Consider the following 16028-nt stretch of genomic DNA (forward strand, 5'->3'; position numbering starts at 1 on the left):
GTTGCCGGGTGGGGCCGCACCAGCCCCGCCCGGGCACTCACTGCCTACGCTCCCCCGGTCGCCGCACCGTCCGCACCATTCGAACCATCAGCACCATTGGGACCGTTCGCACCATTCGAACCGTTCGCGGCACCCGTCAGTCTGCGGCGCAGCTCCACGGCTCGCGGGCCGCCGCCCGCCTCGTATATCTCCAGGGCCCGCGTCAGATGGAGCCGCCATCGCTCGTGGTCGCCGCGTTCCTCGGCCAGTTCCGCCAGCGTCTCGCACACCTGCGCCTCGTAGTGGACGGCGCCGCGCTCACGCAGCATGGTCGCGGCTTCCTCCAGGGCGGCCACGGCCTCCGCCCTCTGCCCGAGGTCGCGCAGGACACCCCCGATGGCGGCCAGCGCGCGGGCGCCCATCCGCCGGTCGTCGATGGCCATGAACCCGTCGTAGGCGTCCTCCAGAGTGGCCCGGGCCTCCTCGGTACGGCCGACGGCGTGCTGAGCACAGCCCATGAAGTAGCGGCCGATGGCGCTACCGCGCTCGTCACCCGCGGCGCGGTAGAAGACCATCGCCTCCTCGTAGGTCGTCACGGCGCGGGCCGGATCGCAGCGGTCCCAGTAGCGGCCGTGGAACTCGCGGGCGGAGGCGCGCAGCAAGGTGTGGCCGGACTCGTCGGCCCGAGCGACGGCGGTCTCCAGTTCCCGGCGGGCGCGGCGCAGCTCGTCGCGGTCCATCAGCGGGCGGGACAGCAGTGTGCGCAGCCGGGCCTCGGCCGCGGGGTTGCCGTCCGCGGCGGCGTGCCGGGCGCCCAAGTCCCCGCTTCTGACCCAGTCGTTGAGATATCTCCGGTTCAGGAAAAGCGCGGTCAGCGCCTCGGCGAGCTCCCATACCCGCCGGTGCCATCCCTGGTCGGCGGCGGTCTGCTGGGCGGACAGCAACTCGCCGCGCCAGGCGTCGAGCCAGTCCAGCGCCTCCTGCCGGCCGGCGAATGCGGTGGCCCGATCCGCCTCGCCCAACCTGTCGGTGTACGACCCGATGCGCATCCGGCGGCCCATGACGGCGAGATCGGCCTGAGCGGCGCGGGTGAGCAGATGATCGACGATCCGGGCCACGACTGCCGTGCGCTCGGCCTCGTCGTCCTCCTGGACGGCCTGCTCGCGGGCGTGCAGCCGCACCAGGTCGTGGAACTCGTAACGCCCGTCGGGGGTCACCGCGACCAGGCTGGCGGTCTCCAGGACGTCGAGTTGCTCGGCGGCGTGGGCGACGGTCGTCGCTGCTGCCGCGGCGGCCGATCCGGCGTCCCAGTGGCGGCCGGGGTGCAGACCCAGCAGCCGGTAGAGCCGGGCGGCCGGCGCGGGCAGTCCCGCGTAGGCCACTCCGAAGACAGCAGACACCGTGCGCTCCCCTCCCCGACGCAGGGCATCCAGCCGGCGCCGGTCGTCGGCCAATTCATCGGCCAGTGCGGCGACCGGCAAACGCGGATGCATCACCAATCGCGCGGCGGCGACGTGCAGGGCCACCGGCAGCCCGCCGCAGCTCGCGACGATCCGCTCGGCCATGCCCTCGCCGCCCTCGGCGATCCGTTCCTCCCCACACAATCGGCGGAGCAGTTGCAGCCCGTGCTCCGCCGAAAGCGGCTCCAGGGGCATCAGGCGGGCGCCGTCGTCGAGCAATTCCCCGAGCATCGACTGGCTGGTCGCGAGGACGACGCTGCCGGGGGCGCCCGGGACCAGTGCCCGTACCTGCGCCGGCTCGGTCACGTCGTCGAGCACCATCAGCACCCGTTTGTCCGCCGTCAGGCTGCGCAGCAGCCCGGTCAACTCGCCCAGGGTGTCGGGCAGATAGCGGTCCTCGACGCCGAGTGCCCGCAGGCAGCGGCTCACCCCGGCGGAGACGTCGCCGCCGGCCTGCGCCCGCAGCTCGGCGAAGTCGATATAGAACTCGCCGCCGGGGAACCGGCCGCGCTCCTCCTGCGCCCATCTCCGTACGGTCGCGCTCTTGCCCACCCCCGGCAGACCGCTGAGCACCGCGAGACCGCCGCCGTCCCCCACCCAGCCGTCGATCTCCGCCAACACCGGCTCGCGGTTGACGAACTGCGCTGAGCCGGTCGGTACCTGCCGTGGCACCGGCAGCTCCGGTCGCGGCAGCTCGAACCGCACATCGCCCTCGATCACGCCGGTCTGGATCACCAGCCCGTGCGCCGTCCCGCTGAATTCGTTCCGGACGCGCTCGGCGTCCGACCCGTTGTCCCTCACGCCGGCTCCCCCCGTCGGTCGATTCCGTCCACCAAAAACGCTACTTGACGCCACTGACAACGCGGCGCGACGGTCGGCCGGATGACCACCGTCCATTCCGCCACACGGTCACAACCGGTCGACAGCGACGAAATTCGTTCGCCGGTCGACATTGACTCGATCACAGTGGTGGCGGGGCACCGGCCGACAACGGCGACACGGAGCACCTCAACACGGAGCCGGCACCGGCGACCGCCACAGCAACAGCAACAGCAACAGCAACAGCAACAAGAAACGGGGGACGGCGTGTCGACGCTGCGCGTCACGGTCGAGGAACTGACGGTCCATGAGCATCCCAACGCCGATGCACTGGAACTCGCACAGGTGGGCCTGTATCGGGCGGTGGTCGCCAAGGGCGCCTATCAGACGGGGGACTTCGCCGTCTACATACCGGAGCAGGCGGTCCTCCCAGAAGGGCTGGTAGCCGAGCTGGGCCTGACGGGCAAGCTGGCCGGCGCGGCCGCCAACCGGGTCAAGGCGATCCGGCTGCGCGGCGAGCTGTCGCAGGGCATCGTCTGCCGTCCGCGGGCGCTGACCGGGGTCGATCTGGCCGCGGCGCACAAGGACGGAACGGATTTCGCGGCGGAACTCGGAATCGTGAAGTGGGTTCCCCCCGTGCCGATTTCGATGAGCGGGGAGGTCGAGCCGGCACCCGACCTGCTGCCGTGGATCGACGTCGAGAACCTGAAGCGGTACCCGGCGGCGTTCCCCGAGGGCGAGCCGGTGGCGATCACCGAGAAGGTGCACGGCACCGCCTGCTGCCTGACCTACCACGCCGGCGAGGGACGGGTGCAGGTGACGTCCAAGGGATTGGGCGCGCAGCGGCTGGCGCTCGTCGAGGATCCCGGGAACCTGTACTGGCGGGCGGTGCGCGGGCACGGCCTCCCGCAGGTCGCCGCGGAGCTGGCCGGGGAGTTGGGGGCGTCGCGGGTCGGGATCTACGGCGAGGTGTACGGCGACGGGGTCCAGGACCTGGGGTACGGCGCGGACAGCCGACGCGGAGTGCCCGGCTACGCGGTCTTCGACGTCGCGGTGGAGACCGGCGGCGAGGTGCGGTGGCTGGATTCGCAGGAGCTGACGAGGGTGCTGGACGGGCGGCTTCCCGTGGTGCCCACGCTGTTCAGCGGCCCGTACGAGGCGCGGCAGGTGATGGCGCTGGCCGAGGGCGGCGAGACGCTGTCCGGACGGGCGGTGCACCTCCGGGAGGGGGTGGTGATCCGTCCGCTGGCCGACCGCTACAGCCCGGAGCTGGGCGGACGGGCCATCGCCAAGGTGGTCAGCGGCGCCTACCTGACCCGTAAGGGCGGCACCGAGTACGAGTAACCGGACGGTGGCCCGGGCCGTGCCGCCCTGACGGTGCGGAACGGATCAGCTGCCTCCGCTCGTGGCGCTCTCCTGGGACTCCGCTGGGTGCCCCAGGAGGCGCTGGGCGAGGGCGAGCGTGGCCCGTGGAGCGCGGGTGGGGCTGGGGGCCGCGGTGCGGTGGCTGGGGAGTCGTTCGACGGTGGCGGCGCCAGTGTCGGACTCCAGGGCGGGGGCGTAGCCCGCGGCACGCAGGACGTCCAGGGTGGCGGCCGGCGGGCGGGCGCTGACCAGAACGGTCGGTGCGATGGCACGCAACGCCAGTTCGCGCAGCGCGTGGTGGGCGGCGAGTTCGGCGACCAGGGCCTGGTCGTCGGAGCGGATGCAGCAGGCGGCGGGCACGACCCGCATCCGGCCGTGGGCGCGGGCGGTGTCCTGGAGGAGGTAGCCGAGGGGCTGCGGCAGGGTACCGGTGGCCGAGGCGGCGGTGAGCGCGGCCTGGAGGGTGTCGGCGGTGTGGCCGGAGTCCAGCGCACGGCGGACCGAGCCGGGGGTGAAGCGCCAGGTCACGGCGTGGCCCTCGGATTCCCGGTCGGCGGCGGAGGCGAGGAGTCCGGCGAGGGCGGGAGCCGGGCGGCCGGGCACGACGGCGGTCAGATCGGCCTGGAAATGGGCCTGTTCGACGGGTGGCGGCAGCAGGTCGCGGAGCGGCTCGTCGAGGTTGGTCGGGTCGGCGAGCAGGGCCCGGCCGAGAGGGGTGAGGGTGCCGTGGGCGGTGAGGCCGAGGTAGGCCGCCTCGTGGAGGGTGTGGGCGGCGCGCTCCTCGGCCATCGGCTGCTCGGTGACGGCCAGCGGACGGTGCCAGTCCGCCGTCCGGAGCAGCCGTCGGAGGGGCCCGAGGGCGTCCGCGTCCGCCGGCGAGTCGGGGAGCGGCAGGGGCGGGGGCGTCCAGCCGGCGCCCGGTGGGACGTCGGCCAGAGCGGCGAGGAGCGCGTGCCGGAGGGCGGGGGCGTGCCGGTCGTGACCGCGGACCAGGGCGGTCGGGGTCTCGCCGAACGGGGTGTGGGTGGGGACGTCCCAGAGGGCATACCAGGCGGCCACTACGGGAGCGAGACGGGCGCCGGGCGGGCGGCTGAGCCAGTCGTCGTAGGCATGGGTGGGCAGCGCGGTGATCCCCGACGGGCTGCGGGTCAGCGCGATCAGGCCGGCGGCCAGCGTCAGATCGAGCAGGAGTCGGGTGTGCGCTTCCGTGGTGCCGGCCGCCTTGGCCAGGCGCTTGAGCTCGCGGACGGTCAGTCCGCCTGATTTGCGGAGCGTGGCGGGCTCGGTGGCCAGGGCGGCGAGGAGGCGCTCCACCGTGCTGGCCAGATGCGCCGCGGCAGCCTGGGATTCGTCGTACGGCGAGGTCCGCGGGGCGGGCACGGCGGCGGTACCGGACTGGTCGCCGTCGGGAGCGGCACCCTCGGGGCCGGGCGCCGGGGCGTGCGGCGCGAACGGACCGAGGTCGTGGGCGGCGAGGAGTTGCGGAATGCGTGGTGGGACGAGAACGGCGCCGCCCTCGGTGGCTGCGGCGAGGCCGTCGGCGCAGAGTGCGTCCAGGGCGGCTTCGGCGACGGTCCGGGCAGGTCCGGGAGCGGTGACGCCGAGCGCGGCGTGGACGTCCTCGGGCGGGACCGGTTCGCTGGCCAGCTGTGGGAAGGACAGTCGGTGGGCCATCAGGGACTGGTAATCGGCCCCCGGGGCCGGGGCGGCGGGCGCGGCCGCGTCCCGGGCGGCCCGCTCCTGGCTGATACGGGCGGTGGTGGCGAGCACCTGCAATCGGGGGTGATCGAGGTGCAGCACCAGGTGGTGGAGGGTTTCGTAGGACCACAACGCGCTTGCCAGGCCGCGGAGTTCGGTGGGCGCGGGCCGGCGGGCGAGCGGCTCGGCATGGCGGGTGAGGAGTGCGGCGAGCTGTTCGGGGGTGCGCTGCGCGAGGGAGCGGGTGAGTGCGTCGAGACCTTCCACGACGTTGAGGTTAGTCATCGTGCCAACAGGGTGGTCAGGGCACCCACGGGGTCCGGGTCCGCGGGGCCGGTGGGCCACCAGTCATCGGTGCCTGGCTCGGATTCGTACGGGTACCAGCGGTTGTCGCGACCGAAGCGCAACTGGATGCCCCGGTCGGCGTCGGTGAGGCGATTCTGGTGTGGGCGGAGCGCCGGTAGGCCGGCGGCCAGCAGGGCGCTGCGGGCCCGGTCGAAGTCGCCGGCCGGGGGATTCCAGGCGTCTCCCAGGAGGGCGAGTCCTTCGGGACCGCCCTGCCGCCAGGCGGCGACGGAACGTGCGATGTCGGTGGGGGTACGGCCGGTCGCCGCCGCGACGTCGCGGTAGAGCACGCGGGTGGTGGCGGTCAGGCCGGCCGTGGGATGGGCGGTCGCGGCCAGACGGATGGTGTCCTCCCACGGGGGCAGTGCCGCGAACGGGCCGGGGCCTGCCTGGCCGACGTCCCCCGTGGCCTGGGCGGCGGACAGATAGGCGTGGGCGCGGGCGGCGGCGTCGGCGGCGACGAGTTCGAGGGTGGCGGCCTCGAACGGCAGCCCGCCGGCGTCCGGGAGCGCCTGTGCTTGACCGGGCCGGGGCGGCACCACCACGGGGGGCGGAAGCGGCGGCCGGGGCCGGTCGGCGAGGGCCTCCCGGGCGAGGACGCCACGGGCTGCGACCGCCGCGGGCATCGTCTCCCCACCCCGCCCAGCAGCCGACTGCGGTCGGACCGAGCCGGGCGGTGCGGAACGGTCCGCGGACGCGGAGCTGGCGTTGGCGCCGTACGCAAAGGTTGCGCCGGTCCCGGACGTGCAGACGTCACTGGTCCCGGACGCGGAGACGTCACCGGTTCCGGACGCGGAGACGCCACCGGTTCCGGACGCGGAGGACGGCCCGGCTGCCGGGAGGGACTCCGTTTCCGCGGAAGACTCGGATACCGAAGGGGAGACGAACTCGGACGCCAAGGCCGAGGCGGGCGCGGACACGGACGCGGAGGCGGACACGGAGGCGGATACGGACACGGAGGCAGACCCACCGCTCCCGAGTGCCGTGGTGGCCACGGCTGCGGCCCGCCCCCGGCTTTCCCGCGCGCCGTGGCCGGCGTTGCGGCGCGCAAGCTCGTCGAGGAGCTCCCGCTCGCCCCGGCCGCGGAGCAACAACAGGACGAAGGGGTCGGCGTCGAGCAGCCGGGCCACCTGGAAGCAGAGCGCGGCGGCGTGCTTGCAGGGCCGGCCGCTGTCCGGGCAGGAACACCGGGGCACCAACTCACCCGGCCCCGGGAGGAGACACACCTCCCCGTCGGCCAGCGCACGGGGCAGCTTCTTGGCCAACAGTGCGGTGAGCCGGTCGGGGTGGGCGGCGACATCGTCCAGGAGGGCGTCCCACTCCTGCTCGGTGAGCGTCCTGACCCGCACCTCGGCGCTGTACGGGCGGGGCCGGCTGCCCCGTACGGTGGCGATCACCCGGCCCGGGGTGATGTTGATCGTGTCGACGTGGCCGTCGCGGGCGTACGCCCGACCGCGGGCGAGGCGGGCGCCGTCGAGGGCACTGCTCTCCAGCGCTTCCAGCCACGCACCGCCCCACCAGGATTCCGCACGCGCCCCGGCCGTGGCGTCCGGGCCCGGCAGCGGCGGGAACGTACGCGAACGGTCGGCGCGGACCAGCCGGTCCGTCGCGGCGGCACGCCCCGAGGTGGGGGTACGGCGCCGGTGTCCGAGGCTCATCCGGCCCTCCTCAAGGAGACGAGATCGGCGAGTTCGGCGTCGGTCAGCTCGGTGAGCGCGCTTTCGCTACCGGAGAGCACCGCGTCGGCGAGGGCCCTTTTGGCGGCGAGGAGTTGGGCGATGTTGTCCTCCACGGTGCCCTCGGTGATCAGCCGGTGGACCTGGACGGGCTGGGTCTGACCGATGCGGTAGGCGCGGTCGGTGGCCTGCTCCTCCACCGCGGGGTTCCACCAGCGGTCGTAGTGGATGACATGTCCGGCGCGAGTGAGGTTCAGCCCGGTGCCGGCCGCCTTCAAGGACAGCAGGAAGACCGGCGTCCGGCCCGACTGGAAGTGATCGACCATCCTCTCCCGTTCGGCCACCGGGGTGCCGCCGTGCAGGAGTTGACTGGGGATGCCCCGGCCCGCGAGATGGCGTTCGAGCAGCCGCGCCATCCCGACGTACTGCGTGAAGACCAGGGTGGCGCCGCCCTCCGCGAGGATGGTGGCCAGGAGTTCGTCGAGCAGTTCGAGCTTCCCGGAACGCGCGGCGAGTCCCGGGGCGGTCTCCTTGAGGTACTGCGCGGGATGGTTGCAGATCTGCTTGAGGGCGGTGAGCAGCTTCATCACCAGGCCGCGCCGCGCCATGCCCTCGGCGCTCTCGATCCTCGCGAGGGTCTCGCGCACCACGGCCTGATACAACGCGGCCTGTTCGCGTCCGAGCGGAACCGGGTGGTCCGTCTCGGTCTTGGGCGGGAGTTCGGGCGCGATCCCCGGGTCGGACTTCTTGCGGCGCAGGATGAACGGGCGCACCAGTCTGGCCAGCCGTTCCGCCGCCCGTGGGTCCTCGCCGCCCTCGACCTCCCGGGCGTGCAGCGCACGGAACGTCTTGAGCGGCCCGAGGAGCCCGGGGGTCGTCCAGTCCAGCAGCGCCCACAGCTCGGACAGGTTGTTCTCGACGGGCGTGCCGGTGAGGGCGATGCGCGCCGGGGCCTTGATGCCGCGCAGCGCCCTGGCCGTCGAGGACCTCGGATTCTTCACGTGCTGCGCCTCGTCGGCGACGACCCACGCCCAGGTGCGGCCGGCGAGTTCGATGGCGCTGCTGCGCATCGTCCCGTAGGTCGTGAGCACGAAGCCGCTGTCCACACCGTCGAGGCTGCGGCCCGCCCCGTGGAAGCGGTGCACGGGCGTGCCGGGGGCGAAGCGTTCGATCTCGCGTTGCCAGTTGCCGAGCAGGGAGGTGGGGCAGACCACGAGGACCGGGGCGGTGGGCCGCCGGTGGAGGTGGAGCGCGATGACGGTGATGGTCTTGCCCAGGCCCATGTCGTCGGCCAGGCAGCCGCCCAGCCCGATGGAGACCATGGTGTCGAGCCATGCCATACCGCGCAGTTGGTAGTCGCGCAGCGTTGCGCGGAGTCCGGGCGGCTGGGGCAGCGGGCGCGCCCGGGTGGTGAGCCGGCCACGCAGGGCGGCGAGTGCGCCCAGGGGCACCACCTCGACCTCTTCGCCGTCCACCTCCGTGGTGCCGTCGAGCGTCGCGGCGAGCGCCCGGGCCGGGTCCACATAGCCCAGTTCGCGTTTGCGCGCCTTGCGGACCAGTGCGGGGTCGATCAGGACCCACTGGTCACGCAGCCGGACCACCGGGCGATGTGCCTCGGCAAGGATGTCCATCTCCGCCTCGCTGAGCGGTACGCCGTCCATGGCCACCTGCCAGCGGAACTGCGCCAGTTCGCCGGCGTCGAAGAAGCCGAAGCCGTCCGCCGCCGACCCCGGCGCGGGGCGCAGCACCGCCGTAGCGGTCAGGCCGCGGCTCAGCTCCCTGGGCCAGTGGACGGCCATCCCGGCGGCGCCGAGGCGCGGCGCGGCCTCCCCCAGCAGCTCGGACAACTCGTCCTCGCTGAGCGGGAGTACGTCGGGGACGGGGCGCTCCAGGAGGCGGTCGAGCGGGGACCAGACACGGGCCACCCGGCGCAGCGCGAGGAGCGTGTCCGCGTGGGACCGCGGACCGAAGGCGTCGGGCGCCTCGCCCTCCCACAGCTGGCGGGCGTCAGCCACCAAAGTGGGGTCGGTGAGGCTGTGGACCTGTAGGACTGCCGCCGCTCGGCGTTCCTCGGCGACACCGGCGTGCGGCGCCGGCCCTCCCCCGGCCTCGCCCTCCAGGCCCCCGTCCGTGGTCGCGCCTTCTCTTTCTCCTGCGGTGTCGAAGAGCTGGTGCGGGGCGAGGTCGAGACGGAGCGAGAGCCGCACACCGGCGTCGACGCCGGCTGCGACCTCGGCCGCCCACTCCCGGGCGGCCGGGAGGTACTGCGGCGCCGTCGCGGCGAACGGGGCACCGGCCACCAGCGCCGCGGCCGGGGTACGCGGAAGGGCGTCGACGACGGCATCCACGAACTGCCGCACCAGGGCGACCGGATCGGGCAGCTGGAGCGGTCGGCTGCCGGGGAGCGGTACGGCGTACGCCTCGCCGGGCATGGCGGCGGCGATGGCCCGTAGATGGGCAATGTCGTCCGGGTCGAGCGGGCCGGCCCGCCAGGCGTCGGTGTCGTCGCCGGTCAGGCCGGGCAAGAGTCTGCCGCGGGCGGCGAGATGCAGGGCGTGCAGGGTGGCCGCGCCCCAGCAGGCCGCGGCCGGGTGGGCGTCCGGCGCGCGCCGGGCTCGGACCAGCACCGGAACGGCCTCGGGCAGGGTGAGCACCAGCGCGGGCACCATACGGCTCCGCGCCCCGTTGCCGTGGCGCCGAGCCACTGCCAGCCGCGTGACCTCGCCACCCGGCTCCCCCTTGCCCCCGCCCGCAGCGTCGGGGAGCGGCCCTCCGTCCGGCCGCCAGAAGGCGACCGTCCCGGCCCGCGGTGTACGGGCGGGCAGGAAGACCGCGGCACACCCCGCGACGGTCGCAACCAGGTCGCCGACTCCGCCGTCAGCCGTCTCAGCCGTCCTGAGCTCCCCGGCGGCAGGGCTGACCGACGGCCGGGGCGCCCCTCTCGACGCCTCCTGCCACCTCGCCATGCCATCCCCTGCCGTCGGGTCCTTCCACGCCGGTAACGGCGCCCGCCGGGCCCGTCGCGCCCGGTTACGTTCTGCTGCTTCCCCGACCTGCGAGTCTACGGTCGTCGCCATGTCGTCCTCCCCCGTCGTTCTGCGGCGGCCGCGACGCTCTCAAGCGGTCGAGACCACTCCTCGGTGACTGCGCCTTCCTCCCGCCCTTCCGCGCTCTCGCCATCCGTCACGGCCTTCCGCGCCGCTTCCGCCGTCGCGGCTCTGCGTGATGTCGAGGAAAGCAGACCCCACTGACAATCCGCCCGCGCACAGCCGCCCGCGGAGCTCGCCCACCGCGCCGCAGCACCCCCGCCAGCATCCGGAAACACTCGTCCGACCAGCACAAATCCACCCCGACGACACCTCGCAAACAGTCCGGAGAAGCGTCCCGACAAAGTTATCCACAGGCCGAGCGCACCTCGCCCACCCTCACATCAAAGCGATTACATTCAGTGACTGAACCGCAGCGCGGTGGCTTGCTGCATCGCACCGCTCACCGCGCATCACGACACCCGAGCGATAGTTCCGACCCCTGCAAGGAGCACCCATGCACATCCCGACCGCCGAACAGACCGCCGCCGCCGAAGCCTTTCCGACCGGCGCCCATCTCGTGATCCAGGCCGGCGCCGGCACCGGCAAGACGACGACCCTGGCGATGCTGGCGTACACCGCTCGGCGGCAGCGCCGCACCGGCCGCTACGTCGCGTTCAACCGCACCGTCGCACGCCACGCCGCCCGGACCTTCCCCGCCGAGGTGACCTGCGGAACCGCCTACGCCCTCGCGTACACCGCGGTGGGAAGGCACTACCAAGCGCGGCTGAAGGCACCCCGCCAGGCAGGCTGGCGCACCGGCACCGCCCTCGGGATCGAAGACGGCATGCGCTTACGCATCGGCCCACGCAAGGTCAACAACAAGGCCCTCTCCTACACCGTCCTGCGCACCGTCACCCGCTTCTGCCAGTCCGCCGACAAGGAGATCGCCCACCACCACGTCCCGCCGCTGCGCGGTGCCGAGTCCGAGCCACTGCACACTCAACTAGCCGGCCTCGTCCTGCCGTACGCCCGCAGAGCCTGGGCCGATCTGCAGCATCCGGACCACGGCGTGGTCCGCTTCGAACACGACCACTACCTCAAGATGTGGGCACTGAGCGCCCCCGTCATCCCGGCGGACTTCTTCCTCCTCGACGAGGCACAGGACACCAACCCCGTCGTCGAACAGGTCCTCACCGCGCAGCGCGATCACGCGCAGCTGGTCCTGGTCGGGGATTCCGCGCAGGCCATCTACGGCTGGCGCGGCGCCCGCGATGTGATGACCGGCTTCGACGGCACCCACCTCAGCCTCTCCCGCTCCTTCCGCTTCGGCCCGGCCCTCGCCGCCGAGGCCAACCGCTGGCTGACAATCGTCAGCGCCCCCATCCGCCTCACCGGGGCGCCCCATCGGGAGACCGAGTTGTGCCGCCTCCCCACACCCAAGGCGATCCTCTGCCGGACGAACGTGGGCGCCATGGTCGAAGTGATACGCCAGCTGGAGACAGGCCGGCGGGTCGCGCTCGCCGGGGGCGGGGAGACCCTGAGCGCGCTGGCCCGCGCCGCTCGCGACCTCGCGTCGGGACGGCGCACCGCGCACCCCGAGCTGATGCTCTTCGAGACCTGGTCCGAGCTCCGCGAGTACGCGGAATTCGACCCGGCCGGACGCGATCTGCTGCCCCTGGTGGAGCTCCTCGACGAACATGGCGCAGACGCCGTACTCCGCGCCTTGGACCAGCTCTCCCCCGAGGATTCCGCCCAGGTCACGGTGTCCACGGCGCACCGCGCCAAAGGCCGCGAGTGGTCGAGCGTACGCATCGCGGACGACTTCACCGGTCCTGATGATCTCGACGAACGCGACGAGGACGGCGCGCCACTGCCCGGCCCGGTCGACCTCGACGAGGCCCGCTTGGCCTATGTCGCGGTGACCCGCGCCCGTTCGCAGCTCGACATCGGTGGACTGTCATGGATCAACACCCACCCGGCCGGCGATCCGCGCCCCGGAATCAACGTCCCGAAGCCACGACGACCGATGAACCCACCCGCCACCCTGCAGAAGCCTGCAACGTGAAGCCGGCAACGCGAGAGACCGCACGTGCCTCAAAGGCGCACCACGAGGATCACTCACGGAAGAGGGAGGAACGGAACGAGAAAAGCGTCCGCCACGACGGAGCAAACGGCACGTGACGGACGTCTCGATCAGGAGGATGCTGGAGGTGGGAGATGGAGAACGATGCGCTCGGGTGATGAGCCTCTTCACGCACGCAGCCCGCTGCGAATGCGGTGCGGGTTGGCGCTGTGGGGGCTGCTGTGGGCCGTCGCCGGCACCGTGGCCTTCGTGATGGCCGGCCGGCCGCAGTGGGCAGCCGTGTGTGCCGCCCTGGCCGCCGTGGCCGCCACCGACCTGGCCATGGTGATCCGGCATATCCACCAAGGGCCGCACTACCAACCCGGCAGAAACATCCCGCCCTACGAACCCGACCGAGGCCACAACGAGATACGTGGGACCGGCGGGCGGCGGCGCGGCTCCAGACCGTAGCCACAGCCGTCACCCGCCGGCGGACGACCCGTTCATCGGCGGTGGTTACCCGGCTGCGTCATCCAGACCGACCACGCCGTCCCCGTTGCCCCGGTCCGGGGCGAAGCGGGCGGCTTCGAGGAACTCCGGGCGCGGTTCGAGGGCTGCGGCCAGGCGGAAGTGACGCAGCGCCGCATCGGGGCGGTTGGCGCGTTCCAGGGTGCGGCCGAGGGCGAAGTGGGCGAAGGCATTGTCCGGTTCGCGTTCCAGCACGATCTGGAACTCCAGCTCCGCGGGCCGGAGTTGGGCGGAGAGAAAGAAGGCACGGGCACGCAACAGTCGCGCTGCGGTGTTCTCGGGGTGTGCGCTGATGACCGAATCCAGCAGCCGGATCGCGCCGCGCGGATCACGGGCGGACAGCAGTTGCTCCGCGGCACGGTAATCAATGACGTGTGTCTCGGGACTGCGCTCGGGCACGGGCCGTCTCCTCTCCGGGTGTCGTCGGGCAGGTCGGACAGGACCATGCTCCGTACGGCGATCGGTGCGGTACAACAACGACGTCGTCAACACGCCGGTCCATTGCCGCATTCCCGGTCCGGCGGTCTCGTCCCGCCGGGTGCCCAGCTGCCAGTGGCGCGTCCCGCACCGACGTCAGCCCCTCACGCTGACGCCGATGCACCACCGCTAGAGGCTGATGTGATACGCCTTCCGCAACGTCTCGTGCACCGTCCATCGCGTGCGGTCACCCTCGCGCAGGACGCAGGCGTCACCCGGCCCCACCTCCAGGACCTGGCCGCCCTCGACCTCGATGGTGGCGCGTCCGCTGACGACCACGAACAGTTCGTTCGCCTCGGTGTCGGTCACCACACCCGGTGTGATCTGCCAGATACCCCGGATCTGACGGCCGTCCGGTGATTCCCACAGCACCTTGCCGGTCACCACCGGGTCACCGGCGACGACCTGTTCGGGGTCGAGCGGCTCCGGCTCCAGATCGGCGTCGGCGAGTCCGGGGACGTTCACCACGAACGATCCGGGAGCAGCATCGGCGGAGTCGGCGGCCGGGCCGGAGTCCCCGGCGGTGGTTCCGGGTCCGGTGGCAGGGGTCTGTGGATCAAGCTCGGTAGTTGTCATGGCGGTGAGGCTATCGCCCGAACTCAGGCGCCCCGCAGGCGCTCCCACACCTCGCGGACCTGGGGCTCCAGCGCCTCCAGCGGACCGTCGTTGTCGATCACCAGATCGGCGATGGCCAGCCGTTCCTCGCGGCTGGCCTGCGCCGCCATCCGCTGTGCCGCCTCGTCCAGCGACATGCCCCGCAGCCGCACCAACCGATCCAGCTGGGTCTGCGGTGCCGCGTCGACGACCACCACCAGGTCGTAGAGCGGCGCCAGGCCGTTCTCCGTCAGCAGCGGCACGTCGTGGACCACCACGGCGTCCGGTCCGGCCGATCCCTCGAGTTCAGCCGACCGCGCGCCGACGAGGGGGTGCACGATCGCGTTGAGCGCCTTGAGCTTCTCCTGGTCGGAAAAGACCAGCGCGCCCAGCTTCGGCCGGTCCAGGGTGCCGTCCGGCGCGAGGACGTCCACCCCGAATTCCTCGACCACCGCCGCGAGTCCGGGTGTCCCCGGCTCGACGACCTCGCGTGCGATCTTGTCCGCGTCCACGATCACCGCACCGTACGACGCCAGTAGTCGCGACACTTCACTCTTGCCGGCACCGATCCCGCCGGTCAGCCCCACCTTCACCATGGCCCCACGCTATACGGCCAATGCAGCGGTACGACGCCCGGGCGCCGCCCCGCACACGACCGGAGCCCCACCGTCCGGAGCCCCACCGTCCGAAGACGAACCGACCCGCAAACCACACCGACCCTGAGTCTCACGGCGAGCCCACCGCCCAGGGCACGGACCACCGGCGGGGGCCGGGAGGTGGCCAATCCCCCAGACAGTCCGCTAACCAGCTTGGCCAGGGCTGCAGTTGACGGCCGACAGTCGGCCGCCCCCTCCAAGCCCCCGCCCATCGCCCCGCCTCAGATCACGCCCCCGCCGCCCTCCGCCTCGCGCTCCGCCAGGAAGCGTTCGAATTCGCGGCCGATCTCGTCGGCCGACGGGAGTTCCACCGGTTCGGCGACAAGGTTGCCCCGGGTCTCCGCCCCGGCCACCGCGTCGTACTGGTGCTCAAGACCGCTGACCAGGGCGACCAGTTCCTCGTCGCCCTCGGAGATCTGCCGTTCGATCTCCTCCTGCGTCCGCAGTGCCTCGGTGCGCAGCGCGTGCGCGGCGTTCGGCAGCACCAGGCCGGTGGCGGCCGTCACCGCCTCCAGAGCGGTGAGCGCGGCGTCCGGGTATGCGGACCGGGCGATGTAGTGCGGCACGTGCGCCGCCACGCCCAGGACGTCGTGGCCCGCCTCGGCCAGCCGGAATTCGATGAGGGACTCGGCACTGCCGGGCACCTGGGCCTCGTCGAAGAAGCTGCTGTGCCCCGGCATCAGGTCCGTGCGGTTGCCGTGCGGCGTGAGACCCACGGGCCGGGTGTGCGGGACGCCCATCGGAATGCCGTGGAAGTTGACCGACAGCCGGACGCCGAGCCGCTCCACCAGCTGCCGAACCGCCGCCGCGAACCGTTCCCATTCCACGTCCGGTTCGGGCCCGGACAGCAGCAGGAAGGGCGCACCCGTGGCGTCCTCCACCAGATGCAACTCGATGCTCGGGATCTCGTACGCGGTCCAGCGGTGCCGTTCGAAGGTGAGCAACGGGCGGCGCGCACGATAGTCGACCAGCCGGTCATGGTCGAAGCGGGCCACGACCCGATGTGGCAGGCCGTCCAACAGCCTTTCCACGATCTGATCGCCGGTCTCACCGGCGTCGATGTAGCCGTCGAAGTGGTACAGCAGCACCAGGCCGGCGGAATCCCTGGCCGTGATCGCCTCGACCGCCGCGAGCCCGCTCGGCTCCCATTCGTACAACCCCTGGGGATCCAACACAGTGACCGCTCCTCCTCGTGTCCACAGGCAAGAACGTCCCGCACGGCCCCGGGCATTCCCGACCCCGCATTCCCGGCCTCGCATTCCCGGCCTCGCATTCCCGGCCTCGCATTCCCGGCCCAGCACTCCAGCCCGGCCTCCCCTTCCCCCCTCCCTCAACCCAAC

11 protein-coding genes are annotated in these 16028 nt (G+C 72.6%); 3 read left to right on the plus strand and 8 right to left on the minus strand.

The window, feature by feature from the left end:
- Nucleotides 1–44 precede the first annotated feature (44 nt).
- Entirely contained in the window at nucleotides 45–2240 is a 2196-nt protein-coding gene (locus ACO0M4_RS37545) for an NB-ARC domain-containing protein (protein ID WP_430375622.1), read from the minus strand.
- Nucleotides 2241–2525: 285 nt separating this feature from the next.
- On the opposite strand from ACO0M4_RS37545, the gene ACO0M4_RS37550 reads away from it, so the two are divergent.
- Nucleotides 2526–3602, plus strand: a complete 1077-nt coding sequence (locus tag ACO0M4_RS37550) for an RNA ligase (ATP) (RefSeq protein WP_430375623.1) — start codon at nucleotides 2526–2528, stop codon at nucleotides 3600–3602.
- Between the two features lie 45 nt (nucleotides 3603–3647).
- Here ACO0M4_RS37550 and ACO0M4_RS37555 read toward each other — a convergent pair whose 3' ends face one another.
- The 3 genes from ACO0M4_RS37555 to ACO0M4_RS37565 are packed head-to-tail and all read right to left on the minus strand — an operon-like array spanning nucleotide 3648 to nucleotide 10308.
- Nucleotides 3648–5588: a helicase-associated domain-containing protein gene (locus ACO0M4_RS37555; protein ID WP_430375624.1), complete on the minus strand. Its 1941-nt coding sequence runs from the start codon at nucleotides 5586–5588 to the stop codon at nucleotides 3648–3650.
- Nucleotides 5589–5602: 14 nt separating this feature from the next.
- The gene (locus tag ACO0M4_RS37560; protein WP_430375625.1) at nucleotides 5603–7324 is read right to left on the minus strand and encodes an SWIM zinc finger family protein; all 1722 of its coding nucleotides are present in this window, start codon (nucleotides 7322–7324) and stop codon (nucleotides 5603–5605) included.
- Nucleotides 7321–10308, minus strand: coding sequence for a DEAD/DEAH box helicase (locus ACO0M4_RS37565; protein ID WP_430375626.1), 2988 nt, complete (start codon nucleotides 10306–10308; stop codon nucleotides 7321–7323). Before ACO0M4_RS37565 ends, ACO0M4_RS37560 begins: the two co-directional genes overlap by 4 nt.
- 577 nt (nucleotides 10309–10885) lie before the next feature.
- On the opposite strand from ACO0M4_RS37565, the gene ACO0M4_RS37570 reads away from it, so the two are divergent.
- Together ACO0M4_RS37570 and ACO0M4_RS37575 are read left to right on the plus strand one after the other, a co-directional pair.
- The gene (locus tag ACO0M4_RS37570; RefSeq protein WP_430375627.1) at nucleotides 10886–12436 is read left to right on the plus strand and encodes a UvrD-helicase domain-containing protein; all 1551 of its coding nucleotides are present in this window, start codon (nucleotides 10886–10888) and stop codon (nucleotides 12434–12436) included.
- A 162-nt stretch (nucleotides 12437–12598) separates the two neighbouring features.
- Nucleotides 12599–12904, plus strand: coding sequence for a DUF6343 family protein (locus ACO0M4_RS37575; protein WP_430375628.1), 306 nt, complete (start codon nucleotides 12599–12601; stop codon nucleotides 12902–12904).
- A gap of 45 nt (nucleotides 12905–12949) precedes the next feature.
- Here ACO0M4_RS37575 and ACO0M4_RS37580 read toward each other — a convergent pair whose 3' ends face one another.
- From ACO0M4_RS37580 to ACO0M4_RS37595, 4 genes are all read right to left on the minus strand, one after another.
- On the minus strand, nucleotides 12950–13360 hold the full coding sequence (locus tag ACO0M4_RS37580; protein WP_430375629.1) for a tetratricopeptide repeat protein: 411 nt from the start codon (nucleotides 13358–13360) through the stop codon (nucleotides 12950–12952).
- Nucleotides 13361–13567: 207 nt separating this feature from the next.
- The gene (locus tag ACO0M4_RS37585; RefSeq protein ID WP_430375630.1) at nucleotides 13568–14014 is read right to left on the minus strand and encodes a cupin domain-containing protein; all 447 of its coding nucleotides are present in this window, start codon (nucleotides 14012–14014) and stop codon (nucleotides 13568–13570) included.
- Between the two features lie 23 nt (nucleotides 14015–14037).
- A complete protein-coding gene (gene coaE / locus ACO0M4_RS37590; protein WP_430375631.1) occupies nucleotides 14038–14628 on the minus strand; it encodes a dephospho-CoA kinase in 591 nt (196 codons plus the stop codon).
- Between the two features lie 281 nt (nucleotides 14629–14909).
- A complete protein-coding gene (locus tag ACO0M4_RS37595; protein WP_430375632.1) occupies nucleotides 14910–15863 on the minus strand; it encodes a PAC2 family protein in 954 nt (317 codons plus the stop codon).
- Nucleotides 15864–16028: the final 165 nt, after the last annotated feature.

Source organism: Streptomyces sp. RGM 3693 (assembly GCF_050471125.1).
Lineage (GTDB): Bacteria > Actinomycetota > Actinomycetes > Streptomycetales > Streptomycetaceae > Streptomyces.